We start from the raw sequence: 21,952 nt of genomic DNA, 5'->3' as shown, positions 1-21,952 counted from the left end.
GATCGCTGTGCCGTGCCCGACGGCGGGGCGTCATTCCATGGAGCCGACCATCATTCCGCCGTCGCCCGCGGCTTGGGTGGTCGCGCCGCTGCCTTGGCGGAAGTCGATGAATGCCGAGCGCCCGTTCGACGTGTTCAGCAGCTCGGTGAACGTGCCGATCACCGGAATTGTGCCCTGCGGGTTCACTACGCCGGCCGTGTAGTTGAGGGACGCTTGCTGCTGAAAGTTGGGCCCCTGCAGCGGCGTGACGTCGGGAGCCGTCAATCGATTCACACCGGTCAAGATGGCCGATGCGCCGCTCACGTACTGGTCGATGTCGGCTTGCAGAACCGCCGCGGCGTCGGTGCCGCCGGCGTGTTTGACGGTGATCCGCATCTGCGCGCTGGTGTCGGCGTTGTTCAGCGCCACCCAGTTCGGGCCGCGGTTTCCCAGCGTCCAGCCGGGCGCGGGGGTGACCGATACGCCCTGCGCGATGGCGATCGCCTCGTCGGAGGCCAGCGCTATCCCGACGGATGCGTGGGGGCCGGCGAGGACGACCGCCGCGGCGGCGACCGCTCTCAGCGCCCGCCGGCCGGTTGCACGCGGGGAGGGCGCCTGCGGCTGAGTCGATGACATCGTTGTTCCTCACTCTCTGGGCGGCGCGGATTCGAGCGCGGTCCTATCGTCCTCCGGCGCCAGGGCCGATGTCCAAGATGGGCTCGCTATGAGTCGATCCAGCGCGGCTATCGCAAATCCGGTATCCGCGAACTGATCCCGGGCCGATGTGTCACCATGACGGGGCCGCCCGACCCGCCCCGAGGAGGATCCGACATGGTGAACCCCGATCGCGCCCGCTCCCGCACCTTCGTCGTGACCGGCGCCGCCTCCGGAATCGGGCTGGCCACCGCGCGACGGTTATTGGCCGAGGGCGGCACCGTCGTCGGCGCCGACCTGGCGGCACCGCCCGATGATCTGGGCCCGCGGTTCACCTTCGTGCCCGCCGACGTGACCGACGAGGCCGCGATCGCGGCGGTCCTGGACGCGGTGCCGGGCCGCCTCGACGGCCTCTTCCACGCCGCCGGTGTCGCCGGGGGAGGCCCGGTGCACCTGCTCGACCGCGCCGAATGGGACCGCGTGATCGGGATCAACCTCACCGGCACCTTCCTGGTCGCCAAGGCGGCCCTGGCCAGGATGATCGACCAACCCCGCGCCGAGGGTGAGCGGGGCTCGATCGTGACCGTCGCCAGCGTCGAGGGCCTGGAGGGCACCGCCGGCGGCAGCTCCTACAACGCGGCCAAGGGCGGCGTCGTGCTGCTCACCAAGAACATCGCCCTCGACTACGGGCCGAGCGGCATCCGGGCGAACGTCATCTGTCCCGGCTTCATCGAAACACCGATGGCGCACAGCGTGTTCAGCATTCCCGGGATGGAGGGCCCGCTCGCCTCCATCACCAAGGAGCACGCGCTGCAACGGCTGGGACAGCCCGAGGAGATCGCGGCCATGGCCGCCTTCCTGCTGTCGCCCGACGCCTCCTTCGTCAGCGGTCAGGCCCTCGCCGTCGACGGCGGCTACACGGCCGGTCGCGACCACGGGGTCGTCGAACTCTTCGGCTTTCCCAGCTGATACCACTGCGATTCAAATGCCACTAAGATTCGTCCATGAGCGGTGGATTAACCCCTGACCAAGCGATCGAGGCGATCCGGGGCGCCGGCGGCGCTCGGCCGGGCTGCCGCGCGCTGCATGCGAAGGGCACCCTGTACCGGGGCACGTTCACCGCGGCCCGCGACGCGGTAATGCTCTCGCGCGCAAGCCATCTCGACGGCTCGCCGGTCCCGGCGCTGATCCGGTTCTCCAACGGATCGGGCAACCCCAAGCAGCGCGACGGCCGGCCCGGCGTGCGTGGGATGGCGGTGAAGTTCACCCTGCCCGACGGCTCCACCACCGACGTCTCCACGCAGACCGCCCGGCTCTTCGTCTCCAGCACGCCGGACGGCTTCATCGATCTGCTCAAGGCGATGCGGCCCGGCCTGACGACGCCGCTGCGCATGGGCAAGCACCTGCTCACCCACCCGGGGCTACTCGGCAGGTTGCCCATCCTGCGGGAGGCCAACCGGATCCCGGCCAGCTACGCCACCACCGAATACCACGGCCTGCACGCCTTCCGCTGGATCGCCGCCGACAGCAGCGCCAGATTCGTTCGCTACCACCTGGTTCCGATCGCGGCCGAGGAGTACCTGTCGGTGTCGGACGCCCACGGCAAGGATCCGGACTTCCTCACCGACGAGCTGGCGACGCGGCTGGACGGTGGACCGGTGCGGTTCGACTTCCGGGTGCAGATCGCCGGGCCCACCGACTCCACGGTGGACCCGTCGTCGGCCTGGCAGAGCACCCAGATCGTCACCGTCGGCTCCCTGCAGATCACCGGTCTGGACACCGAGCGCGAACACGGCGGCGACATCGTGGTGTTCGACCCGATGCGGGTGACCGACGGCATCGAGCCCTCCGACGATCCGGTCCTGCATTTCCGGACGCTGGCGTATTCGGCGTCGGTCAAGCTGCGCACCGGGGTCGAGCGCGGTGCCGAAGCCCCGCCCGCCTGAGCGGAGTAGTGGTTGCCCTCGGGACGAAATCGGCGGCAGGCTAAGGTTTTTCTTCGGTGTCGCCATTTCAGATGTTCCTCATATGCCTGGCCGGACTGGCGGCCGGGGCGATCAACGCGCTGGTCGGCTCCGGCACCCTGATCACCTTCCCAACGCTGGTTGCGCTCGGCTTTCCGCCCGTGACGGCCACCATGTCGAACGCGACGGGCCTGGTCGCCGGCAGCGTGTCGGCCACCTGGGGCTATCGCGCCGAGTTGCGCGGTCAGTGGGATCGGTTGCGCTGGCAGCTGCCGGCCTCGCTGGCCGGCGCGACGCTGGGCGCCTATCTGCTGTTGCATCTGCCCGAGAAGGTGTTCGCCGAGATCGTGCCGGTGCTGCTGGTGCTGGCGCTGGCGCTGGTGGTGATCGGGCCGCGGATCCAGGCGTGGACCGCCCGGCGCGCCGCGCAGGCGGGCCGCTCACCCGAGCACGTCCCGCCGGGGCGGATGGCGACGCTGGTGCTGGGCACCTTCGCCGTCGGCGTCTACGGCGGCTATTTCACCGCCGCCCAGGGCATTTTGCTAGTCGGGCTGATGGGGGCGTTGCTGCCGGAGTCGGTGCAACGCATGAACGCCGCCAAAAACCTCCTGGCCCTGGTGGTGAATGTGGTTGCCGCCGTTGCCTATACGGCTGCGGCGTTCGACCGGATCAGCTGGCCGGCCGCGGGGCTGATCGCGGCGGGCTCGCTGGTCGGTGGCCTGCTCGGGGCGCGTTACGGGCGCCGGCTGTCGGGCAGCGCGCTGCGCGCCATCATCGTGGTCGTCGGCCTGATCGGGCTGTATCGGCTCCTCGCGGTGGCCTGACGAGAACGGTTGTGCGGCAATGAGGCTCAACTCAGCGTGGCCGCGGCGGCTTCGGCGATGACGTCCGCCACCTCGCCGCGCTGGCGCCACGCCCGCAGCTGCCGCATCGCCCCATTGCCCCGCGTCGCGACGCGGTCGAGTTCGCGGACGACGTGCCCGTATTCCCCCAGCGACTCGAGCGCCGGGCGGACCCGTTGCACGAGCGCTCCCAGTTGCTCACGCGCCGGCACCGCCCCGCGGCCGTGGATCAAATCGAGTGTGCGCCCGGACAACCCGTCGTGCGCGGCCTTCCAATACGCCGCGCGCAGCGCGCCGGGCGGCAGGCGGCGGGCGTCGTCGGGTGAGTCGAGCGCCGTCATCACGGCGGCCCTGATCAACGTGGCCAGCAGCACGGTCTCGTCCACCGTGGCGGGCACGTCGGCCACGCGGACCTCCACCGTCGGGAACTCCACCGAAGGGCGCACGTCCCAATAGACCATGTCCTTGTCGAGGATCACCCCGGTGTCGACCAGCATGCGTACCGCGTCGTCGTATTCGCCGGGCGAGGCGAAGAACGGCGGCGCTCCCGCGGCGGGCCAGCGCCGCCACAGCACGCTGCGCCAGCTCGCGTAGCCGCTGTCGGCGTTGCGGTACACCCGCGAATTGGCCGACAGCGCAAGCAATGACGGCAGCCACGGCCGCAGCCAGTTGCTGACATGGATGGCCGCGGCACGGTCGGGCACCTGCACGTGCACGTGGCAGCCGCAGATGCCCTGCTCGTGGGCGATCATCCCGAACTCGTCGCCGATTCGGCGGTAGCGCGGGGTGTCGGTGACCGGGAACGCGTGCGGGGTGGCCGGCGGAAGCCCGCAGGCCAGCAGCTGGACGCCGACGGCCTGCGCGGCTTGCGCCGCGGTGCGCCGCAGCCGGCGCAGTTCCGCACCGAGCTCGGCGGCGCTCGCCGCCACGTCGGAACTGGTTTCCACCTGGCAGCTGCTCAGTTCCAGCTGCAGCGCGACGCCGCGGCGCTCGGCCTCGGCCGCCACGTCGGCGTTGCGCGGGGACGGCTCACCGGTTCGCGGGTCGACGAGGAGAAACTCTTCCTCCGCGCCGACGGTGGGATGGCCGCTCATTCAGCCGATTACGGCCGAGGAGTGCCGTGTGGTTACCAGCGCGCGGCCGCGGACAACGCGGAGTCGACGGTGGGGTAGATGGGCAGCACGCCGCCGAGCCCGCACGCGTCGATGATGCGGGCGACGATCGGCTCGCAGCTCACCAGCCGCAGATCGATGCCGCGTTTCTGGCAGCGCTTCGCCTCGTCGGCGAGCACCGCGAACGCGCAGCAGCCCATGAACTCGAGCCCGGTGACGTCGACGACGAACGGGCCGGGCGCGGTGACGACGCCGGCCGCCTCGCTGACCAGGTGGCGCCAGGTGTGCTCGTTGCACGCGTCGATCTCGCCCCCCGCGTAGATCAGCACCGCCGGGCCGCAACGATCGGCGGTCGCCCGTAGCGTGCTGTGCGGATCGCCCAGCTCATACACCAGCTTGGTGCTCAGCATGAGGTGAGTGGTGGGCAATTGTTCCGCAATGGCTGAGTTCATGATGGACCCCCTGATCGGCCGGCGTCCGAGACGCCGCGAGGATGCCCGTCCTAGTGTCTGAAGACCGACTGTTCGCGGATGCGAATCTCATTTGTATAACGAGACAGGGCGGTCTGTCTATGGGTCCGGGGCTAAGAGTACGGTAAGGCCCGTATGACAACCTCCGATGTCGGGACGCCTGCCGCGTCGGCGCGTGAGCGCGTGCTGACCGCGGCATATGAGCTGTTCAGCCGCCGCGGCATCCGCGCCGTGGGCACCGACGAGGTTATCGCGCGGGCCGGTGTCGCCAGGGCGACGCTGTACCGCCATTTCGCCACCAAGAACGACCTGGTGCTGGCCGTGCTGCAGCGCCGCGAAGAGCTCTGGACGCACGGTTTGATCGAGGAGCAGTCGCGGCAGCGCGGTACCACCCCGGAGGAACAGTTGCTGGCGATCTTCGACGTCATGCACGACTGGTTCCAGCTCCGCGACGGATACGAGGGCTGCTCGTTCATCAACGTGCTGCTCGAAGTCGGGCCGGACCATCCGGCCGGACAGGCCTGCATCACCCACATCGACCACGTCCGCGACATCGTGCGCGGCCGCGCGATCGCAGCGGGGTTGACCGACATCGAAGACTTCGCGTCGTCGTGGCACATCCTGATGAAGGGCGCCATCATCCTCGCCGCCGTCGGGGACCTCGACGCGGCGAAACGCGCCCGCCGGATGGCCCGCGCCCTGATCGACGAACACCGGCCGCCGCTGGTGGCGGACACCAGCGAGGCCGTTTAGTCAGACCGTGTCGGCTTGCGTGGCGGCCTCCGCGGTCTTGCTGTGATGCTCGGCCTCCAATTCCGCAATCGCCCGTGATGTGCGCTCGCGCAACAGGATTGCCGCGGTGAGACCGGCCACCACGGCGACCACCAGCCCGATCCAGGAGAACCGCTCCAGCCAGCGTTCGGCCGCGATGCCGGCGAAGTACACCAGCGCGGTCGTGCCGCCCGCCCAGCAGATGGCGCCCGAGACGTTGGCCGCCAGGAACCGCGGATAGTGCATCTTCAACGCACCCGCCAGCGGCCCGGCCAGAATCCGCAACAGCGCGATGAACCGGCCCAGGAAGACTGCCCGCGCGCCCCACCGGTTGAACAGTTTCTCGGCGAGCGCGACGTGTCCGGGACCGAAATGCTTGGGGAATCGCCGGCCGAGCCGGTCGAAGAGCGGCATGCCGAAGCGGCGCCCGATCGCGTACCCGATCGAATCTCCGATCACCGCGCCGATCACCGCGGCGGCGCCGACCCCGATCGGATTGACGGCCAGGTCGTGATGCGACGACATCAGGGCCGCGGTCACCAACACGATCTCGCCCGGCAGCGGGATGCCCAGGCTCTCGATCCCGACCACACCGCCGACCACCACGTAGACGGCGAGCGGCGGGATCGAGTGCAGCAAGGGCTCCACATTCATGCGTCAAGGATGCCTGACCGGCCCACGATCCGCGCCCCAAGGTGCGCGTTTCAATTCGCTTGGGGCGCCCAGACCCACGGGACGAAACCCTCCTGCGTCCGGCGCCCACTGGTTACCGTTGAGCCATGCCACCCAAGCGCGAGCGCGCCGCACGGGATGTCGCCGCGGCGGCGCCCGCCGATTCGCTTGCGCCGCAGTATCCGATCGAGTCGGTCGACAATGCGCTGCGACTGCTGTTGCTGCTGGGCGAACAACCCCAGATCCGGTTGAGCGAGGCGACCCGCTATCTGGGTGTGGCGTCGTCGACCGCGCACCGGTTGCTGGCGATGCTGGCCTACCGCGGGTTCGTCCGGCAGGACCCGGTGTCCAAGGCGTACCTGCCCGGCCCGTCATTGACCGGGGTGGCGTTCGCGATCTTCGGCCGCGTCGACATCGCGCGGTCGGCCGCACCCGTCCTTCGCGGCCTCAGCGAACAGCTGCGCGAGACCGTGCACGTCGGAATGCTGGACGGCGCCAGCGTCCGCTTCGTGGCCGCCGTCGAGGGGCCGGCCGCGGTGCGGGTGGCGTCCCGGCTGGGCCGCACGATGCCCGCGCACTGCACCTCGACGGGCAAGGTGATGCTGGCCCAGTTGTCGCCACCGGAATTGCGTGCGCTGCTGCCGCGCGAGCGGCTCGAGCGCATCACCGCGCATTCGATCGCCAGCCGCGCCGAGCTGGAAGCCGAGCTGTCGGACATCCGCGAACGCGGCTACGCCACGAACCGGGAGGAGAGCGAGGAGGGCGTCGCCTCGGTCGCCGTGCCCATCCCGGCCCGGGCGCCCGGCCTGCGGCTCGCGCTTAACGCCGCCGCGCCGCAACACCGGCTGGACCCCTCCCGGTATCCCGCGGTGGCCGCCGCACTTGTCAACGCCGCCAAGGAGATTGGCGATCTGCTCGGCTAGCTAGGCCGGCGACGACGCGGGCCCCGACGGGAGCCGCGCCACTTCGTGGCGCCAGGCCGCCTCGGCGGTGAGCGCGGGCCCCAGATCCGGCAGGTCCTCCCAGTCCGCGTCGTCGATGTCGCGCAGCGCGCCGCCCGCGGCGCGCACTCGCAACGCCATGCGGGCCAGCGCGTCGAGGCTGATCGCCTGCAGCACCGCCTGCGGCACCGTGGCCGCGGCGCTGGTGATTCCGTGTCCGCGGCAGATCACCACGGGCGCACCGCGCATGGCCGCCACCATCTCCTTGCCCAGCCGCGAATCCCGGATCAGCACGGCGCGTTCGTAGACGGGGACACCGCCGCGCGCCAGCCAGGCGCCGGGAATGTCGTAGGCGCCGTAGATGGGCCGGATCGTGATGCCGGCCAAATCGGCGGCGACCACCGCCGGCGGGTGCAGGTGCGCGACGGCCGTGTGGCGCGGGTCGGCGAGCATGGTCTCGACGTGGATGGGCAGTTCGTTGGGCACCCGGTACCCGTCGAGTTCGCCTGGGGCGCCGGCGCTGCCGTCGAATCGGACCAGCCGGATGTCGCTGGGCCGGGTGAACGCCACCCCGTCGTCGGCGTCGCTGCGGCAGCGCACCAGCAGGCGCTCGTCGTCGACCCGCTGGCTCAGGTGGCCGAGGATGCCGTCGACCAGGCCGCGGGCGGCCGCGACGCGGCATCCCTGCGCGACCAGGGTCCGCTGCCGCTCCAGCCGGTCGGTCATGGTTCGGTCCCTTTCGGGTCGGGTTTCGTTGCGCCGAGGCCGAATCCGCCGTCGGGACGCACGGTCTCGCCGGTGATCCCGCGGGAGCGGTCGGACGCCAGGAACACATAACTGAACGCGTGGTCTTCGCCGGTGAGCGCGACGTGCAGGGGAGTGCGGTCCGCCACCTCGCGGGCCCGGCCGGGTCTGTCGTCGAGCCGGGTGTCGCCCAGCCCCAGGCTGGCGAGGCCGCGCAGATCGGTGTTCAGCGTGCCGCCGGGCGCCACCCCGTTGACCCGGATCCCGGGCGCCAACTCGTGGGCCAGCGCCGAAACCAGGCCGCGCACCGCGAATTTCGAGGCGACGTAGAGTGCGCCGCCGCGCCCCGGGTAGAACGACGAGGCGGACTCGGTCAGCACGATCGAGGCCCCTTTCGCGTGCCGCAGCGCCGGGATCGCCGCCTTGACCGACTGCATGTGGCTGAGCACGTTGGTGCGAAACATCTCGTCGAACGCGCCGGGCAGGTCGGGCGGGTCGATGTCGCCGATGCCCCTGTAGAAGTCGAAGATTCCGACGCAGTTGACCAGCGTGTCCAGCCCGCCGAAGGCGTCCACCGCGGCGGTGACGGCCCGTTCGTTGGCGTCGTAGGCGGTCGCGTCGCCCTCGGTCACCGGTACGTCGGGCAGCTGCGCGCGCAGCGCGGCGCACTTCTCCGGAACGCGTTCCAGCGCGGCGACTTTCGCGCCCTCGCTGCGAAACGCGTCGAGGATGGCGCGCCCGATTCCCGAACCCGCGCCGACGACCAGTGCGCGCTTGCCCTCAAGCCAGCCCGTCATCGCGCTCCTCGGGATCGTCGGGCAGCAGCGGCGCGTGGGAATTGCCGACCATGGCGGCCAGAGTACGGGGGTTCTGCCAGGTCAAGGCCTCGACCTCGAGCGCGTCCAGCGTGATCGACTCCCCGGACCTGGGGGCGCTGATCAGCAGGCGTGACCCGTTGCGGGTGTCGATCCGGCGCACCACGACCTCGGTGAATTCGTTGGCGATCGTGATGGGTTCGTCGCTCATAGGAACACCGCCAGGTTCTGCATCCGTAGCACCGACTCGTCGGCGAGGATGGTGCGCCGCGCCAGCTTGAAGCGATCGCCACACCGGCGCAGGAGGTCCTCGCGCCCGCAGGACAGCAGGGCGGCCTCGTTGACGTCGCCGCGGCTGCGGAACAGCAGCTCGGCCGATTCGACGACCACGTCCTCGGAATCGTCGCACTCGAAGGTGCGCACGTTGGTGATGAAGTGCCGCAGCCGCGACGGCGGGTCCTCGGCCCACACGTGCTCGGTGCCCATCCGCGCGACCCGCTGGGTCAGGGAGTACTTGTCCTCATCGAAATGGGCCATTCCGGGCTCGGGAAAGGGCGACGCGTCGAATCCCGCGCCGCGCGCGGCGGTGACCCGCACCGGCATGGTGTAGCGGACGTCGTCGGTCAGCGTGTCCAGCCACGCCTCATACCGTTGGGCGTCGAGCAGGTAGGCCTCGTCCACCAGGAACTGGTGCGCCTCGAGGTGTCGAGTGTCGCTGAAGGGCAGGGGCTTTCTCACGCGCCGGCCCCCTGCAGGTAGTCGGCCCACATGGTCAAAAGCGCCCGCTGGTTGTGCTCGTTGTAGCCGACCTGGGCGCGTCCGGGGCCGTGAAAAGCGTTGGGCGCCAACGGCTCGACGACGGGGCGGTCGTCGGCGAGCAGGCCCATGCGGCTGTTCAGCAGCAGCCGCCGCGCCATCGAACCGCCCGCGGTGGTGGTCAGCGACACCCAGTTCTCCACATCGTCCTGTTCGAACATGCCCGTCGACCCGAAGCACATCAGATACGCCTTGTACGAATCCTGTTTGTACTGCGGGGGAGCGGCGGAGTCCACGGCGAACCACGAACACACTTCGGTCTCGTTCTCGCTGATGGGTTGCCACAACCGGATCGAGATGAACGGCAGCACCTCGTCATCGCGATCGCGCACCTTGGGCCAGTTGTGCACGAAACTCAGGTTCGGAAAGCAGGTCGCCGCGGAGATCATGAACCCGTCCTCGCCGACGACCCGCTGCTGTTGCGGGGTCCACACGCCCTTGATGCGGCCGATCATCTCGGCGGGGTAGCCGACGTAGCGCATCCGCTCCTCGAAGCCACCGGGGGGCAGTTTGTAGGTGGTGCCCCCGCCGCGGTGCGCCCAGTAGGTGGCGCCGTCCTTGCGCTTCTGGGCTTTCGGCTCGCGGAACAGGCCGATCTCGACGATCGACGCGTGGGTGTGTGGGGTGTGGTACATGTCGCCGGCGAAGTTCTCCGCGCCGATCTTCCAGTTCGCCTTGATCCGCCAGCGCTGCGGCCCCCGCACCTCGACGCCGCCGGCGCTCTGCTTGGTGTAGTAGTCCAGGTAGAACTTGAAGTCGCCCAGGAAGTCTTCCAGCGGTTCGGCATTCGGATCAAGGCTGATGAACAGCAGGCCGTTGTAGCTCGCGAAATTCGGTGCGGGCAACAGGGTTTGGTCCTTGGCGAACCCCTCGTCGCCGCCGTAGGCCTCCCGGTGGAACGGCAGCCCGGTGAGCCGTCCGTCGTTGCGGTAGGTCCAGCCGTGGTAGGGGCAGCGGAAGTTGGAGGCGTTTCCCATCTCCGCGCGACAGACCTGCATCCCGCGATGCAGGCACATATTGAACAGGGCCCGCACCTCGCCGGCGGAATCCCGGGTGATGATGAACGAGTCGTCGAGCACCCGGCGCACCACGTAGTCGCCGTCGTGCGGGATTTCGGACTCATGCCCCACGAAGGTCCACGCCCGGCCGAACAGCCGTTCTTTCTCCAGCGCGAACAGTTCCTTGTCGTTGTAGATGTGTGCGGGGATCATCCCGCGGCGCACGTTCTCGAAGACTTCGAGTAATCCGCCGTCCCGGTGCGCCATGACTCCCTCTGATCTACAGAAATACTCTCCGCTCAGAAGAATCCCGCAGTCTTCGGCGCCGGTCAACCGCCGGGCGCCCGCGTCGCCAGGTTGTCCGCAGAATCCTTGGGGCCGATTCACAGGCGGCGCGCAATTACAAGCCGGAAGCCCCCGGCTACCGTGGGTCACGGCGGCGGTTCGGCGTATGTGAGCGCGGAGTAAACTGCCGGTAATCGTTCGGTTTTGCGGTTATTAACCGCTTATTTCCACTGATTTGAGGAAAGGCAGGGTGCGATGGTGGGTCGGCCACGCGGGGGTCGATTGCAGCAGGTCGGATCCAAGGTTCTGGCCGCTATCGGGCGCCAGGAGTGGATGGATCGGCCGAGCTATCGGTTCGAACACCTGCTCAGCTTCGCCTACAACGGGCTCGGCGGCGCCCGCAACACCGTTACCAACGCGCTCAACGGGGTCTGGCTCGGGCACCCGGTGCACCCGCCGTTGGCGTCGCTGACCAGCGGCGCGCTCGGCACGACGGTGGCGCTGGACGTCCTCAGCGTGCTGCCGGGCCAGCCCGCATCCGAGGTCGTCGACGCCTCACGATTCGCCTCCCGCGCCCTCGGGGTCGGCATCCTGGCGAGCCTGGGCTCGGCCGTCACCGGCGTCACCGACTGGCAGCACACCCACGAGGAGGACCGCCGCGTCGGCGCGGTGCACGGCCTGCTGAACGTCGCCGCCACCGCGCTGTACATGCAGTCGTGGTGGGACCGTCGCAAGGGACGCCACGGGCGAGGCATCGTGCTCACCGCGCTGGGCTACGGCATCACCGTCGCCGGCAGCTACCTCGGTGGGGCGCTGGTCTTCGACTCCGGCATCGGCATCGACCAGTCCGGTCCGCGGCTGCGCACCTCCACGTGGACGCCGGTGCTGCCCGCGAGCTCGCTCAACGGCAAACCGGTGCGCGTCGAGGTCGACGGTGTGGGCCTGGTGGTCTGTCAGACCACGCCCGGTGAAGTCGCGGCGTACGGAGAATTCTGCCCCCACCTGGCCGCCCCGATGGCCGACGGCTGGATGGACCGCGGCCGGTTGGTGTGCCCCTGGCACGGCTCGTGGTTCGCCGCCGAATCCGGCGAAGTGGTGCGCGGTCCGGCGGCAGCGCCGCTGCCGTGCTACGAGGCCCGGTTGGTCGACGGAGTGGTCGAAGTCCGCGGTGAGCAGCAGCCCGCTCCCGGCGGCGCGGTCGGAATCGCTAAAGGAGGAGCCAATTGAACGCCTACGACGTTCTCAAAGAACACCACATCGTGCTCAAGGGCCTCGGCCGCAAGGTCAGCGAGGCACCGCTGAATTCCGAAGAGCGCCATGCCCTTTTCGACGACATGCTGATCGAGCTCGACATCCACTTCCGGATCGAGGACGACCTGTACTACCCGGCGCTGCGCGCGGCCACCAAGCTGATCGCGGTCGCCCACGCCGAACACCGCCAGGTCGTCGACCAGCTTTCCGTGTTGCTCAAGACGCCGCAGAGTGCGCCGGGGTATGAGGACGAGTGGAATTCGTTCAAGACCGTGCTGGAGGCGCACGCGGACGAAGAGGAACGCGACATGATCCCGGCCCCTCCGCAGGTGAAGATCACCGACGCGGAGCTCGAGGAGTTGGGCAACAAGATGGCCGCCACGATCGAGCAATACCGCGGCTCGGCCGTGCACCGCCTGCGGACCAAGGGGCGCGCGGCGTTGATCCGCGCCCTGTAGGGGAGCATCGAGAGTAGCGTCACGGCTCATGGACGCCGGGTGTGTCGCTTCTCAGGCTGACATCACGGCGGAGATCGCCCGCATCGCAGCGCAATACCCGGGCGGCGCCGGGGCAGGCCCGGCGCACGATCAGCCGCTCCTGGACTATCCGCCGTACAGCAGCACGACGCTGCGCCATCCCAAGCATCCCCTGGTCGCGGTCGATCCCGAGGGGATCGAGCTCTGGGCGCCGTGCTTCGGCCACCAGGACGTCGACCCGCTCGACGCCGACCTGACGGCCGGGCATCCGGGCGAGCCGATCGGGGAGCGCGTCGCGGTGACCGGACGCGTCGTCGACGAAGGCGGCCGGCCGGTGGCCGGTCAGCTGGTCGAGATCTGGCAAGCCAATGCCGCCGGGCGCTACCGCCACCAGCGCGACCAGCACCCGGCCCCGCTCGACCCCAACTTCACCGGCGCCGGCCGCTGCCTGACCGGGCCGGACGGCTCCTATCGGTTCCTGACCGTCAAGCCCGGCCCCTACCCGTGGCGCAACCATCGCAACGCCTGGCGCCCGGCGCACATCCATTTCTCCGTTTTCGGAACGGCTTTCACCCAGCGCCTGGTCACCCAGATGTACTTCCCGGGCGACCCCCTGTTCGAGCTGGATCCGATCTTCCAGTCGATCCTCGATCCCGCCGCGCGGCAACGGCTGATCGCCCGCTACGACCACGACCTGACCCAGCCCGAGTACGCGACCGGGTACCGGTGGGACATCGTCCTGACCGGCGGCGCGCCGACACCCACCGAGGGCGCGCATGACTGAAACAGCCTGCACCCCAGGGCAAACGGTCGGACCCTTCCTCGACCTGGGATTGCCGTACCCCGGTGACAGCGAGCTGGTCGACGACGGCCACCCGCAGGCCATCCGGCTGCACGGCACGGTGTACGACGGCGGCGACGCCGCGGTCCCCGATGCCCTGGTCGAACTCTGGCAGCCCGATACCGCGGGGCGCATTGCGCGGCAGGCCGGTTCGCTGCGCCGATCCCACGCGTCGATCGCAAGCGCGGCGCTTGCGCCGGGCGCAGCGGGTCGGCGCCATCGAGACCCGTCGTTCACCGGCTGGGGGCGCTGCGCGACCGACGACGCCGGACGCTACGCGTTCACCACCCTGACCCCGGGTTCGGTGATCGACGGGCGCCCGCCGTTCTTCGCGCTCACCGTGTTCGCGCGGGGGCTGTTGAACCGGTTGTTCACCCGCGCCTACCTGCCCGGAGCCGACCCGGACGCCGATCCGCTGTTGGCCGCCGTCCCCGCCGAGCGTCTGGAAACGTTGCTCTGCGTGGCCGAAAATGACGGCGCCGCATACCGTTTCGACATCCACCTGCAGGGGCTGGCCGAGACCGTGTTCCTGGCGTACCGGGCGGACGCGCGATGACGAATCTGCTGTGGCCCGGAGACCATCGAGCCGGCGAGCACATGACCGACGGGGCGCTGCTGGGTTCGATGGTCGCGGTGGAATCCGCGTGGCTGAGCGCGCTGGCGGGCGCCGGCCTGACAGCCGCCGAGTGTGTCGGTGTGGAGCTGCGGAATCTGGTGACGCACGACGACTGCGAGGCGCTCGCGGCCTCCGCCGAAGACGGCGGCAACCCGGTGATCCCGTTGGTGAACCTGCTGCGCGAGCGCGCGGAGCCGGCCGTCGCGCCGTGGATCCACCGCGGACTCACCAGCCAGGACGTCCTGGACACCGGCCTGATGCTGGCCACGCGCGCGGTCGCCGACGACCTGATCACGCAGCTGAGAGAGCAGATCTCGGCGCTGTCCGAACTCGTCACGCGGCACCGGGCCACGCCGATGGTGGCCCGCACCCTTACCCAGCACGCCGCACCCACCACCTTCGGCGCCAAGGCCGCCGCTTGGCTGAACGGGGTCGTCGACGCCTTCGACCGGATGGCCGCGCTGACCACGCCCGTCCAAATCGGCGGCGCCGCGGGCACATTGGCCGCCACCACGGAGTTGGCGGCGCTGCTCACCGGCGGCTCCGACCCGGCCGGGGTGGCGGCCGGCGTCGCCGCCGACACGGCAACCGCATTGGGCCTGGCGCCGCGGGCGCCCTGGCACACGGCCCGCGCGCCGATCACCGGCGCCGCCGACGCGTTCGTCGGCTGCACCGACTGCTGGGGCCGCATCGCCTCCGACATCGTCACACTGGCCCGCCCCGAGATCGCCGAACTCAGCGAGCCGACGGCCGACAACCGGGGCGGCTCGTCGTCCATGCCGCACAAGCGTAACCCCGTGTTGTCCATCCTGATTCGCCGCGCCGCGCTGTCGGCGCCGCCGTTGGCCGCCACCTTGCACACCGCCGCGGCGCTGGCCGACGACGAACGGCCCGACGGGGCGTGGCACGCCGAATGGGACACCCTGCGCACGCTGGGCCGGCGCACCGTGGTCGCGGGATCCCAAACCGCGGAGTTGCTGACCGGCCTGACCGTGCACACGCAGCGCATGGCCGAAAACCTCGATGCCGCAGATGTTTTGGGTGAGCAGCAAGCGATCGCCGAGCTGGTGGGTAAAGACCCGTCACCGACCTACTTCGGCGCCGCCGACCGGCTGATCGACGACAGCCTAGGCCGTGCCGCGCGGGCACTCGCTCAGCGCTGAGTCGCGATTCTCAGTCGGCCACCGCGATCTCGATGGACAAGCACTCACTCAGGGCGTGCGCCGCCGCCCAGTCGCCGCCGCACACGGCGCGCTCGAGTTCGTCGACCAGCGGGCTGTCGGCTCCCAGGTCCGCCAGCCACGCCGACACCGTCGCCGTGATCTGATGGGCGGGCACCCGGGCGACGTGCCCGCGGTGGAGTCGGTCGGTCAACTGGTAGATCGTGGCCGTCGGCCTGCGCTGCGGCCAATGAACCATCCATTTCGGTGAATTCATCGTCCCCTCCCCGCTAGCCTCAACGACTCATCCATCCCCGGCGGCACGTCCAGCGTTAGAGCGCAATAGTACGTCCGTACCAATGCGTGGGTTGTCATTTCGGCCGTCAAAACTCGAACTTTTTCGCGGTTTTTGTTCATCGCGGTCGCCTACCTGGTTCTGCAGCAGAAGAGCAGGCCGATCAATGCCGCGCCAATGAGGCACGGCCCGCCCGGGACATGATGCGTTGCAAGACGTTGTGGGACAGGTCGCCGTCGTTGGCCACCCTGGCGAGGCCGCGCCGCCTCAGGAACATGTCGAGCCGCCGATCGGGTGACCAATCGGCGTAGATGGCACCGAGGTAATGCGACTGCAGGAAATCCGACGCCAACGCGTCGAGGTCGGAATCCGTCAGCGACGGTGGGCTAGCACCCATGCTCGGCAAGCTCCTTCGTTCTCCCCACAACTGCCGCAGCCAAGTTACGTCAGGGGGCGTCACTAAACCGTCACGCGGAGATTGCGGAACGGGCCCAAACTCGGGACCCGATATCGGAAGCGGCGCAAGGCCGAACGGCGCAGGCCGTCCCGAAAGCCTTCCGGGGCCGGTCAGCCGGTGGCCGATGCCGCCGGCTTGTGGGCGACGATCGCGACGGCGGCCAGTTGCTTGCGGTGCTTGCGGAACGTGCGGCGCATCGCCAGGACCCGTTTGCGGGCATCGCGGTGCAGGAGCACGTTCCTGGCGAACCGCAGGGCCCCGAACAGGCCCTCGTCGGAGACCAGCCGGCGGGGCTGTAGCAGGGCCATCGGTGCGGTGGCGACGTTGTCGACCACCAGTCCGTGCTCGGCGAGCAGTTTCGACCACTCCGCGATCGTCAGCGGCCGCGCGTTCACCTTGATCGAACGCGCGAGCCCCTGCCGGATCTCGGTGCTGACCTCCTCCGACACTGTGTCCGGGATGAGGGCGAGTTCGTGGATCGCGTAGCGGCCCCCCGGCCGCAGCACGCGGGCCGCCTCGGCGACGATGGCCTGTTTGGCCGCGTCGCCCTGCATGGTCAGCATCGCCTCTCCGACGACGACATCGCTGCTGGCGTCCGGCAACCCGGTCTCCGCCGCGTCCGCCACCCGCACGGCGGCATTCTGCGCACCGAGATCGGAAAGCACGCCGCGGACCATGTTGGCCGCGTCCGGGTCGCCCTCGGCGCCGACGTAGGACCGCGGACCGCGGGCCACGATCTCGGTGGCGGTGCGGCCCAGGCCCGGCGCCAGCTCGACCACATCGGCGCCGCCCAGCTCCGCGCGCGACAGCAGGGTGCGGGTCAGCTCGACCCCGCCGGGGCGCAACACTCGCTTGCCGAGCCGGGCCAACAGCCAATGGCCGGCGACCGCGCTGTCGTCACGGCGCGATGCCGGCAGCGGAAGTTCGGAACCTGCTCGTTGTCCTGGCATCAGATCTCCTGTCGCGCAGCGCCTTGCGGTGAGGCCAGGGCCAACTCGTGGTACCCATGGCGCACCGGGGGCGGGGTGTCGATGAGCCTACCGTCGGCCTTCACCGTTCTTAGGCCTCGAACCCAATTTTTACAAGACATGTTGTGTAAACTGTAGCCCATGACTTACGCGATCGGGAAGCCATGCGTCGATGTGATGGATCGCGCCTGCGTCGACGAGTGTCCCGTGGATTGCATTTACGAGGGCGGCCGCGCGCTCTACATTCATCCAGACGAGTGTGTCGACTGCGGCGCGTGCGAGCCGGTTTGTCCGGTGGAGGCGATTTACTACGAAGATGACCTGCCCGAGGATCTCCAGCCGCACCTGGCCGACAATGCAGCATTCTTCGCCGAGACGCTGCCGGGCCGCGACGAACCCCTGGGGTCCCCGGGCGGGGCGGCCAAGGTCGGCCCGCTCGGCGTCGACACACCGCTGGTGGCGGGTCAGCCCAGTGCCGCCCATTCGGACGGGGCTTGAAGGACGAGCAGCGTGAGGGACCCGGTGAAGACCCAGAGAACCCAGAAGACGCAGAAAGCCCAGAAGGCCCGGCAGTTGGAGAAACTCCCGGAGGTTCAGGGTTCGGTCGCGGGCGAATCGGCCGGTCGGCGCCGCGCGGTGATGCGGTTGCTGCGGGCTTCCCCGGAACCGATGAGCATCGCCGGGATCGCCGACGAGCTGGGCGTCCACCCCAACACCGTCCGCTTCCACCTCGACAGCCTGGTCACCGACGGGCAGGTGGAACACGTCGAGCTGGACCGCAAAGGCCCGGGCCGCCCACCGCTGATGTTCCGGGCGGTCCGGCAGATGGATCGCGGCGGGACGCGGCATTACCGGCTGCTCGCCGAGATCTTGACCATGGCCTTCGCCACCGAGCGCGACCCGGGGCCCAAGGCGCTGGCCGCGGGACGGGCGTGGGGGCGGAAGGTGGACGCCGAGCTGCATCCGCGGCCCGACGCCCCCGCCAACGCCGAGGAGGTCATCGCCCGTTTGATCGAGGTGCTCGACGAACTCGGCTTCGCGCCCGAGCGCCGGGTGGTCGACGGGGAGCAACAAGTCGGACTGCGGCACTGCCCATTCCTGGAGCTGGCCGAAAACCGGTCGAGCGTCGTGTGTCCGGTGCACCTCGGCCTCATGCAGGGAGCGGTGGAAACCTGGGGCGCACCGGTCTCGGTGGACCGGCTCGACTCGTTCGTGGAGCCGGACCTGTGTCTGGCTCACCTGACGCTGCAGGGGGCGGCCAAATGACGACCGGAACCGCGATCGCCGTCGCGCTCACCTTCGTCTGGCTCGGCATGGTGCTGGCCATCTCGTTTTTGGAAGCCCCGCTGAAGTTCCGGGCGCCCAACGTGACGTTGCAGATCGGGCTCGGCATCGGCCGGCTGGTCTTCCGCGCCCTCAACACCGTCGAGGTGGCCTTCGCGCTCGTCATCGGGGCGATCGTGATCGCGGGCCCCACCCCGGCGGGCGTCATCGCGGCGGTCGGCGTCGCCGTCGCCGCGTTGGCCGTGCAGCTGGTCGCCGTGCGGCCCGCGCTGACCCGCCGTACCGACCGGGTGCTGTCCGGATCGGACGGGCCGCGCTCCCGGGCCCACTACGGCTACGTCGCCCTCGAGGCGGTCAAGGTGGCCGGCCTGATCGCGGCGGGGATACTCCTACTGAGCGGTTAACTGCCCACCCTCAAGGCCGTCGGTGAAAGGCCTTGCAACTACGAAGGACTCACAATGGATTCCGTTTCGTTGACCGACCTCGCGTCCGAAAAGCTCGCCGAGGCCAAACAGTCCCACAGCGGACGGGCCGCGCACACGATCCACGGCGGACACAGCCACGAGCTTCGGCAGACCGTGCTGGCCCTGCTGGCCGACCACGACCTCTCCGAACACGACAGCCCCGGCGAGGCCACCCTGCAGGTGCTGCGCGGCCGCGTGCGCCTGACCACCGGCGGCGACGCCTGGGAGGGTAAGGCCGGCGAATACCTTGCGATCCCGCCCGAACGCCATGCCCTGCACGCGATCGAGGATTCGGTGGTCCTGCTGACCGTGCTGAAGACCATCCCCTCGGCGCACTAGCCGCCGATGCTCTCGACGCCCTGGGCAACGAGTTTCGGTCTGCGGGCGCCCATCGTCAACGCTCCGATGGGCGGGGTCGCCGGCGGCCGCCTGGCCGCCGCGGTCACGGCGGCCGGTGGTCTGGGCATGGTCGGCATGGGCAGCGTCGCGACCCGGGAGCTGCTGGCCGAGCAGCTGCGGGGCGTCGACGGCCAGTTCGGCATCGGCCTGGTCGATTGGGTGATGCGCAACGAGGCCGGGCTGCTCGAGGATGCGCTGGCCGCACGGCCCGCCCTGTTGTCGGTCAGCTTCGGAACCGACTGGTCCTGGGTCGCCAAGGCGCATGACGCCGGAATCCCCACCGTCACACAGGTTTACGACAGCGACGGGGCGCGCAGGGCCGTCGACGCCGGCGTCGACATCCTGGTCGCCCGCGGGTCGGAGGGCGGCGGGCACGGCGAGGTCAAGCTGGGGCTGCTGCCGCTGCTGGACGCCGTCCTGGACGCGGTCACGGTGCCGGTGCTGGCCGCGGGCGGTGTCGCCTCGGCGCGCAGCCTGGCCGCCGTGCTGGCCGCCGGCGCCAGCGGCGCGTGGGTGGGGACCCGCCTGTCGGCCTGTCCGGAGGCGCTGACCGGCGACGCCGGCCGCCGGGCCCTGGTGGCCGCCACCGAAACCGACACCGCGGTCACCCGGGTCTTCGACGTCGCCAAGGGGCTGCCCTGGCCGGCGCGATTCCCGTCGCGGGTGCTGGCCAACGAGTTCGTCGAGCACTGGACCGGTCACGAAGAGGCGCTGGACCCGGCCGCCTGCGAGGAGCTGGCCACAGCGATCGCCGCCGGGGACTGCCGGATCGCGCCCGTCGACGCCGGTCAGGGCGTCGGGATGATCCGCGACGACGCGTCGGTGCGCGAGGTCATCGACGAGATGTGCACGGGCGCGGCACGGTTGCTGTCCGGCTGGGGGACATCAGAGCGGGCATAGGGCTCGCTCGCGGCCTACGCGCGGCCGGGCGCCAGCACGACGCAGCACCGGTCGGGCCCCGGGCAGAGCCGGGCGTTCGGGCCGTGTGGCGCCAGCGCATCGGCCACGCCGCTGATCAGCGCGTGGTTCATGGTGCAGGCCAGCTCCGTCTGCTCCTGCGCCAGGGCGTGGAACGGGCAGTTGGCGAGCTCGACCTCGCCGTCGCCGTAGCGGGGCTCGTAGCCGTGCCGGCTCAGCAGCTCCACCGCGCGCCGAAGCGCGCCCGCGGCGTCGGCGGGCGCTCGCGCGCCGGCCCGCGCCCCGATGGCGCGACCGTAGTCGTGGGCCACCCGGTTCAGGACGCTGGTGACCGGTTCGCCGGTGCCCGCCGACCGGGCGATCGCCGTAGCCATCAAGCGGCCCGCCAGCTCGTACTCCCGCTGCGGAAGGCTGACCGCGATGTCGCGGCCCGCCCGGCGATACAGCTTGGCGGTACGCCCGGCGCCGGGGCCCGAGCGCCCGGTCACGCGCGCGAAACCGGTTTCCAGCAGGCCCTCGGCGGTGAGCCGGTCCAGGTGGAACTTGGCCTGGTGGTGGGGGATCCCGACGGCGTCGGCCGCCTGGTCGCGGGTCACGGGCGCGGGCTGGTCGCACACGAACTGATACAGGCGGTGGCGCACCGGATCGGCGAGCGCCCCGATGCCGGCGGCGTCGCGCTGCAGGTGCTTCCGGTCGTCCATTCCCGCGCCATTTCTAACAGACAAAATGCTTGACGCTACAGTCTACACGTTCTACCGTTCGATTTATTATCCGTTAGAAATGGAGGCACCCGATGAGCACCAATCAAGTCAGCGCGACGCCCACCCTCGCCGAGCAGCTACGGGACCCGGCCTATTCGGCCTACCTCGCGCTTCGCACCGTGTTCACGATCGCGCCGATCGTGTTCGGGTTGGACAAGTTCTTCAACCTGCTGACCCACCCGCATCACTGGAGCATGTATCTGGCCGGCTGGATCGACGACCTGGTGCCCGGAACGGCCGATCAGTGCATGTACCTCGTCGGGATCATCGAGATCGTGGCCGGGGTGGTGGTGGCGGTGGCCCCACGGCTGGGCGCCTGGGTCGTCGCGGCCTGGCTCGCCGGGATCATCATCGACCTGGTCACCGGGCCCGGGTTCTACGACGTCGCGCTGCGCGACTTCGGGTTGTTCGTGGGCGCCATCGCGCTGGCCCGGTTGGCGCAGGGCGTGCACAGCGGCAGCATCGGGCGCGGCATCGCGGCCCGGTAGCCGCGCGTCAGACGGCCCTGAGGTAACGCTTGGCGATGAGCCGCTGCGCTACCCGCACCACCGGGCCGCCGGCCTTGCTCCACCAGGTCGCCGGACGGGAGAACGCCGACACCTCCGCGTGGACCGCGGAGGTGATCGGGTCGTAGCGCACCACGAAACGTTCCTCGCCGGATTCCGGGTGGCCCGGCAGGGTGCCGTAACCGAAGCCGCGAATGTCGGGTTCGTCGACGACGTACACGACGCGGCAGGGCGCCGGCAGAAAACCCATCCGCACCACCACCACCGCGTCGACGACGGCGATCTCCGAGCTGGCCTGCACGCGCAGCCCCGAGCCACGCTGCATGCCCCAGCGCAGCACGGCGTCGGCGGCCTGCTCGAAACGCTGCCGGCCCGTGCCGATTTGGCGCTCGGCGTGTTGATGGTCGTATCCCGCGGGCAGGTCACCGGCCGCCGTCGCACCCACTTCCCGATAGGTCAGCGGAAGTTCCTCGAGCGCTCGTAGGTCCACGCG

30 protein-coding genes are annotated in these 21,952 nt (G+C 70.0%); 16 read left to right on the top strand and 14 right to left on the bottom strand.

From position 1 onward, the window contains the following. Positions 1 to 30: 30 nt before the first annotated feature. Positions 31 to 615: a hypothetical protein gene (locus P6281_RS17090; RefSeq protein ID WP_009952650.1), complete on the bottom strand. Its 585-nt coding sequence runs from the start codon at positions 613 to 615 to the stop codon at positions 31 to 33. A gap of 195 nt (positions 616 to 810) precedes the next feature. Between P6281_RS17090 and P6281_RS17085 the strand changes: the two genes are divergently transcribed. The 3 genes from P6281_RS17085 (at position 811) to P6281_RS17075 (ending at position 3,421) form a co-directional block, all read left to right on the top strand. Further along, positions 811 to 1,602, top strand: a complete 792-nt coding sequence (locus tag P6281_RS17085) for an SDR family NAD(P)-dependent oxidoreductase (RefSeq protein WP_014380549.1) — start codon at positions 811 to 813, stop codon at positions 1,600 to 1,602. Between the two features lie 35 nt (positions 1,603 to 1,637). Then, entirely contained in the window at positions 1,638 to 2,579 is a 942-nt protein-coding gene (locus P6281_RS17080) for a catalase family peroxidase (RefSeq protein WP_014385334.1), read from the top strand. Between the two features lie 71 nt (positions 2,580 to 2,650). Next, entirely contained in the window at positions 2,651 to 3,421 is a 771-nt protein-coding gene (locus tag P6281_RS17075; protein WP_014385333.1) for a sulfite exporter TauE/SafE family protein, read from the top strand. Between the two features lie 26 nt (positions 3,422 to 3,447). Here the strand turns inward: P6281_RS17075 and P6281_RS17070 are convergent, their stop codons facing one another. Together P6281_RS17070 and P6281_RS17065 are read right to left on the bottom strand one after the other, a co-directional pair. Then, positions 3,448 to 4,533, bottom strand: coding sequence for a glutamate--cysteine ligase (locus P6281_RS17070; protein ID WP_014385332.1), 1,086 nt, complete (start codon positions 4,531 to 4,533; stop codon positions 3,448 to 3,450). Between the two features lie 32 nt (positions 4,534 to 4,565). Next, a complete protein-coding gene (locus P6281_RS17065) occupies positions 4,566 to 5,003 on the bottom strand; it encodes an anti-sigma factor antagonist (protein WP_009952641.1) in 438 nt (145 codons plus the stop codon). Between the two features lie 153 nt (positions 5,004 to 5,156). On the opposite strand from P6281_RS17065, the gene P6281_RS17060 reads away from it, so the two are divergent. Then, the gene (locus P6281_RS17060) at positions 5,157 to 5,774 is read left to right on the top strand and encodes a TetR/AcrR family transcriptional regulator (RefSeq protein ID WP_041785104.1); all 618 of its coding nucleotides are present in this window, start codon (positions 5,157 to 5,159) and stop codon (positions 5,772 to 5,774) included. Here P6281_RS17060 and P6281_RS17055 read toward each other — a convergent pair whose 3' ends face one another. Further along, a complete protein-coding gene (locus tag P6281_RS17055; RefSeq protein WP_014380543.1) occupies positions 5,775 to 6,446 on the bottom strand; it encodes a DedA family protein in 672 nt (223 codons plus the stop codon). Positions 6,447 to 6,571: 125 nt separating this feature from the next. Between P6281_RS17055 and P6281_RS17050 the strand changes: the two genes are divergently transcribed. After that, positions 6,572 to 7,387, top strand: coding sequence for an IclR family transcriptional regulator (locus tag P6281_RS17050; protein ID WP_324738449.1), 816 nt, complete (start codon positions 6,572 to 6,574; stop codon positions 7,385 to 7,387). Here P6281_RS17050 and P6281_RS17045 read toward each other — a convergent pair whose 3' ends face one another. From P6281_RS17045 to P6281_RS17025, 5 genes are read right to left on the bottom strand one after another with little or no spacing between them, the layout of a single operon-like run. Beyond that, the gene (locus P6281_RS17045; RefSeq protein ID WP_014385329.1) at positions 7,388 to 8,131 is read right to left on the bottom strand and encodes a class II aldolase/adducin family protein; all 744 of its coding nucleotides are present in this window, start codon (positions 8,129 to 8,131) and stop codon (positions 7,388 to 7,390) included. Then, positions 8,128 to 8,946, bottom strand: a complete 819-nt coding sequence (hcaB, locus tag P6281_RS17040; protein ID WP_014385328.1) for a 3-(cis-5,6-dihydroxycyclohexa-1,3-dien-1-yl)propanoate dehydrogenase — start codon at positions 8,944 to 8,946, stop codon at positions 8,128 to 8,130. Before hcaB ends, P6281_RS17045 begins: the two co-directional genes overlap by 4 nt. Further along, a complete protein-coding gene (locus tag P6281_RS17035; RefSeq protein WP_008258372.1) occupies positions 8,930 to 9,175 on the bottom strand; it encodes a hypothetical protein in 246 nt (81 codons plus the stop codon). The genes hcaB and P6281_RS17035 overlap by 17 nt, the downstream gene beginning before the upstream one ends. Beyond that, positions 9,172 to 9,702, bottom strand: coding sequence for a 3-phenylpropionate/cinnamic acid dioxygenase subunit beta (locus tag P6281_RS17030; RefSeq protein ID WP_009952632.1), 531 nt, complete (start codon positions 9,700 to 9,702; stop codon positions 9,172 to 9,174). Before P6281_RS17030 ends, P6281_RS17035 begins: the two co-directional genes overlap by 4 nt. Beyond that, positions 9,699 to 11,045 carry an aromatic-ring-hydroxylating dioxygenase subunit alpha gene (locus P6281_RS17025; RefSeq protein ID WP_014385327.1) on the bottom strand — a complete coding sequence of 449 codons (1,347 nt, stop codon included), beginning with the start codon at positions 11,043 to 11,045 and terminating at the stop codon, positions 9,699 to 9,701. The genes P6281_RS17030 and P6281_RS17025 overlap by 4 nt, the downstream gene beginning before the upstream one ends. Before the next feature lie 273 nt (positions 11,046 to 11,318). On the opposite strand from P6281_RS17025, the gene P6281_RS17020 reads away from it, so the two are divergent. From P6281_RS17020 to P6281_RS17000, 5 genes are read left to right on the top strand one after another with little or no spacing between them, the layout of a single operon-like run. Beyond that, entirely contained in the window at positions 11,319 to 12,290 is a 972-nt protein-coding gene (locus P6281_RS17020) for a Rieske 2Fe-2S domain-containing protein (protein WP_041785101.1), read from the top strand. Next, positions 12,287 to 12,772 (top strand): hemerythrin domain-containing protein, encoded by a 486-nt coding sequence (locus P6281_RS17015; RefSeq protein WP_008258355.1) that lies wholly within the window; start codon positions 12,287 to 12,289, stop codon positions 12,770 to 12,772. The genes P6281_RS17020 and P6281_RS17015 overlap by 4 nt, the downstream gene beginning before the upstream one ends. A gap of 28 nt (positions 12,773 to 12,800) precedes the next feature. Then, positions 12,801 to 13,574, top strand: coding sequence for a protocatechuate 3,4-dioxygenase subunit beta (pcaH, locus tag P6281_RS17010; RefSeq protein ID WP_014385325.1), 774 nt, complete (start codon positions 12,801 to 12,803; stop codon positions 13,572 to 13,574). Next, positions 13,567 to 14,187, top strand: a complete 621-nt coding sequence (pcaG, locus tag P6281_RS17005) for a protocatechuate 3,4-dioxygenase subunit alpha (RefSeq protein WP_051019744.1) — start codon at positions 13,567 to 13,569, stop codon at positions 14,185 to 14,187. The genes pcaH and pcaG overlap by 8 nt, the downstream gene beginning before the upstream one ends. Continuing rightward, positions 14,184 to 15,410, top strand: a complete 1,227-nt coding sequence (locus tag P6281_RS17000) for a lyase family protein (protein WP_014385323.1) — start codon at positions 14,184 to 14,186, stop codon at positions 15,408 to 15,410. Before pcaG ends, P6281_RS17000 begins: the two co-directional genes overlap by 4 nt. Positions 15,411 to 15,420: 10 nt before the next feature. Here P6281_RS17000 and P6281_RS16995 read toward each other — a convergent pair whose 3' ends face one another. The 3 genes from P6281_RS16995 to P6281_RS16985 form a co-directional block, all read right to left on the bottom strand. Beyond that, entirely contained in the window at positions 15,421 to 15,684 is a 264-nt protein-coding gene (locus P6281_RS16995; protein WP_009952620.1) for a hypothetical protein, read from the bottom strand. A gap of 181 nt (positions 15,685 to 15,865) precedes the next feature. Beyond that, complete coding sequence (locus P6281_RS16990) at positions 15,866 to 16,078, bottom strand: hypothetical protein (protein WP_026071309.1); 213 nt, start codon at positions 16,076 to 16,078, stop codon at positions 15,866 to 15,868. A 191-nt stretch (positions 16,079 to 16,269) separates the two neighbouring features. Then, positions 16,270 to 17,109, bottom strand: a complete 840-nt coding sequence (locus P6281_RS16985) for a class I SAM-dependent methyltransferase (protein ID WP_014385322.1) — start codon at positions 17,107 to 17,109, stop codon at positions 16,270 to 16,272. A gap of 159 nt (positions 17,110 to 17,268) precedes the next feature. Between P6281_RS16985 and fdxA the strand changes: the two genes are divergently transcribed. From fdxA to P6281_RS16960, 5 genes are read left to right on the top strand one after another with little or no spacing between them, the layout of a single operon-like run. Further along, entirely contained in the window at positions 17,269 to 17,625 is a 357-nt protein-coding gene (fdxA, locus tag P6281_RS16980; protein WP_008258347.1) for a ferredoxin, read from the top strand. 24 nt (positions 17,626 to 17,649) lie between these two features. Further along, complete coding sequence (locus P6281_RS16975; protein WP_014385321.1) at positions 17,650 to 18,393, top strand: helix-turn-helix transcriptional regulator; 744 nt, start codon at positions 17,650 to 17,652, stop codon at positions 18,391 to 18,393. Next, entirely contained in the window at positions 18,390 to 18,815 is a 426-nt protein-coding gene (locus P6281_RS16970) for a hypothetical protein (RefSeq protein ID WP_014382866.1), read from the top strand. Before P6281_RS16975 ends, P6281_RS16970 begins: the two co-directional genes overlap by 4 nt. 54 nt (positions 18,816 to 18,869) lie before the next feature. Next, positions 18,870 to 19,214 carry a cupin domain-containing protein gene (locus tag P6281_RS16965; RefSeq protein ID WP_009952612.1) on the top strand — a complete coding sequence of 115 codons (345 nt, stop codon included), beginning with the start codon at positions 18,870 to 18,872 and terminating at the stop codon, positions 19,212 to 19,214. A 6-nt stretch (positions 19,215 to 19,220) separates the two neighbouring features. Beyond that, positions 19,221 to 20,174: an NAD(P)H-dependent flavin oxidoreductase gene (locus P6281_RS16960; protein ID WP_014382865.1), complete on the top strand. Its 954-nt coding sequence runs from the start codon at positions 19,221 to 19,223 to the stop codon at positions 20,172 to 20,174. 14 nt (positions 20,175 to 20,188) lie between these two features. On the opposite strand, the gene P6281_RS16955 is transcribed toward P6281_RS16960, so the two are convergent. Continuing rightward, a complete protein-coding gene (locus P6281_RS16955) occupies positions 20,189 to 20,893 on the bottom strand; it encodes a helix-turn-helix transcriptional regulator (RefSeq protein WP_014385320.1) in 705 nt (234 codons plus the stop codon). Between the two features lie 92 nt (positions 20,894 to 20,985). Here P6281_RS16955 and P6281_RS16950 point away from each other — a divergent pair, with 92 nt between their 5' ends. Continuing rightward, positions 20,986 to 21,441 carry a DoxX family membrane protein gene (locus P6281_RS16950; RefSeq protein WP_009953638.1) on the top strand — a complete coding sequence of 152 codons (456 nt, stop codon included), beginning with the start codon at positions 20,986 to 20,988 and terminating at the stop codon, positions 21,439 to 21,441. Between the two features lie 7 nt (positions 21,442 to 21,448). Here the strand turns inward: P6281_RS16950 and P6281_RS16945 are convergent, their stop codons facing one another. Further along, positions 21,449 to 21,949 (bottom strand): DUF1990 family protein, encoded by a 501-nt coding sequence (locus tag P6281_RS16945; RefSeq protein WP_009953636.1) that lies wholly within the window; start codon positions 21,947 to 21,949, stop codon positions 21,449 to 21,451. Between the last annotated feature and the right edge of the window lie 3 nt (positions 21,950 to 21,952).

Source organism: Mycobacterium sp. 5-140-3-2, from assembly GCF_035666375.1.
Lineage (GTDB): Bacteria > Actinomycetota > Actinomycetes > Mycobacteriales > Mycobacteriaceae > Mycobacterium > Mycobacterium intracellulare.
Note: the sequence above shows the minus strand (reverse complement) of the source record. Positions and strands in the feature narration are given on the sequence as shown.

Coding starts and splice junctions, on each gene's coding strand:
- P6281_RS17085 (WP_014380549.1), top strand. CDS start 811: ATGGTGAACCCCGATCGCGCCCGCTCCCGCACCTTCGTCGTGACCGGC.
- P6281_RS16985 (WP_014385322.1), bottom strand. CDS start 17,109: ATGCCAGGACAACGAGCAGGTTCCGAACTTCCGCTGCCGGCATCGCGC.
- P6281_RS17045 (WP_014385329.1), bottom strand. CDS start 8,131: ATGACCGACCGGCTGGAGCGGCAGCGGACCCTGGTCGCGCAGGGATGC.
- P6281_RS17065 (WP_009952641.1), bottom strand. CDS start 5,003: ATGAACTCAGCCATTGCGGAACAATTGCCCACCACTCACCTCATGCTG.
- P6281_RS16955 (WP_014385320.1), bottom strand. CDS start 20,893: ATGGACGACCGGAAGCACCTGCAGCGCGACGCCGCCGGCATCGGGGCG.
- P6281_RS16960 (WP_014382865.1), top strand. CDS start 19,221: ATGCTCTCGACGCCCTGGGCAACGAGTTTCGGTCTGCGGGCGCCCATC.
- P6281_RS17000 (WP_014385323.1), top strand. CDS start 14,184: ATGACGAATCTGCTGTGGCCCGGAGACCATCGAGCCGGCGAGCACATG.
- pcaG (WP_051019744.1), top strand. CDS start 13,567: ATGACTGAAACAGCCTGCACCCCAGGGCAAACGGTCGGACCCTTCCTC.
- P6281_RS17075 (WP_014385333.1), top strand. CDS start 2,651: ATGTTCCTCATATGCCTGGCCGGACTGGCGGCCGGGGCGATCAACGCG.
- P6281_RS17080 (WP_014385334.1), top strand. CDS start 1,638: ATGAGCGGTGGATTAACCCCTGACCAAGCGATCGAGGCGATCCGGGGC.
- P6281_RS16950 (WP_009953638.1), top strand. CDS start 20,986: ATGAGCACCAATCAAGTCAGCGCGACGCCCACCCTCGCCGAGCAGCTA.
- P6281_RS17090 (WP_009952650.1), bottom strand. CDS start 615: ATGTCATCGACTCAGCCGCAGGCGCCCTCCCCGCGTGCAACCGGCCGG.
- fdxA (WP_008258347.1), top strand. CDS start 17,269: ATGACTTACGCGATCGGGAAGCCATGCGTCGATGTGATGGATCGCGCC.
- P6281_RS17025 (WP_014385327.1), bottom strand. CDS start 11,045: ATGGCGCACCGGGACGGCGGATTACTCGAAGTCTTCGAGAACGTGCGC.
- P6281_RS16965 (WP_009952612.1), top strand. CDS start 18,870: ATGGATTCCGTTTCGTTGACCGACCTCGCGTCCGAAAAGCTCGCCGAG.
- P6281_RS17070 (WP_014385332.1), bottom strand. CDS start 4,533: ATGAGCGGCCATCCCACCGTCGGCGCGGAGGAAGAGTTTCTCCTCGTC.
- P6281_RS17020 (WP_041785101.1), top strand. CDS start 11,319: ATGGTGGGTCGGCCACGCGGGGGTCGATTGCAGCAGGTCGGATCCAAG.
- P6281_RS17050 (WP_324738449.1), top strand. CDS start 6,572: ATGCCACCCAAGCGCGAGCGCGCCGCACGGGATGTCGCCGCGGCGGCG.
- pcaH (WP_014385325.1), top strand. CDS start 12,801: ATGGACGCCGGGTGTGTCGCTTCTCAGGCTGACATCACGGCGGAGATC.
- hcaB (WP_014385328.1), bottom strand. CDS start 8,946: ATGACGGGCTGGCTTGAGGGCAAGCGCGCACTGGTCGTCGGCGCGGGT.
- P6281_RS16995 (WP_009952620.1), bottom strand. CDS start 15,684: ATGAATTCACCGAAATGGATGGTTCATTGGCCGCAGCGCAGGCCGACG.
- P6281_RS16970 (WP_014382866.1), top strand. CDS start 18,390: ATGACGACCGGAACCGCGATCGCCGTCGCGCTCACCTTCGTCTGGCTC.
- P6281_RS17035 (WP_008258372.1), bottom strand. CDS start 9,175: ATGAGCGACGAACCCATCACGATCGCCAACGAATTCACCGAGGTCGTG.
- P6281_RS17060 (WP_041785104.1), top strand. CDS start 5,157: ATGACAACCTCCGATGTCGGGACGCCTGCCGCGTCGGCGCGTGAGCGC.
- P6281_RS17055 (WP_014380543.1), bottom strand. CDS start 6,446: ATGAATGTGGAGCCCTTGCTGCACTCGATCCCGCCGCTCGCCGTCTAC.